Below are 358 nucleotides of genomic sequence, written 5' to 3' on the forward strand. Positions count from 1 at the left end.
GCGCCAATCGGAACGCGGACGCTTTGGACTCCAGGTCCATCCGGTAGCGCTGGACGGGGGGAACGCTGGAGAACAACTGTTCGGGCGATCCGCCGGTTCCGCTGCGGATCAGGAACTCGAAGGAAGTAACCGTTCGACGCATGGGCTCGACAATCGGCTGCAAGGCAAACTGATACGCCTGCTCCGCCAGCAAGCCCTGCCCGGGCGCGGCCTCGCCCTCCGTCACGAATCGCCAGTTGCGCGCGCTTTCCCCTTCAACGATATGGCTTGTGCCGCGCGCAAGCGCATACCACGAGAGAATCTTGATGACCCGGTCGTCGCTGGCCGCCAACCTGGCTTTCCGCTTCATTTTCTCGAG

Annotated in this window: 1 pseudogene; it reads right to left on the reverse strand. The window is 63.1% G+C overall.

What is annotated here, in order from left to right:
* Positions 1-349 (reverse strand): annotated as a pseudogene (locus RCF13_RS10770) (hypothetical protein); the annotation flags it as partial.
* Between the last annotated feature and the right edge of the window lie 9 nt (positions 350-358).

The organism is Stenotrophomonas maltophilia group sp. RNC7, assembly GCF_030910085.1.
In the GTDB taxonomy this organism is placed as follows: domain Bacteria; phylum Pseudomonadota; class Gammaproteobacteria; order Xanthomonadales; family Xanthomonadaceae; genus Stenotrophomonas; species Stenotrophomonas sepilia.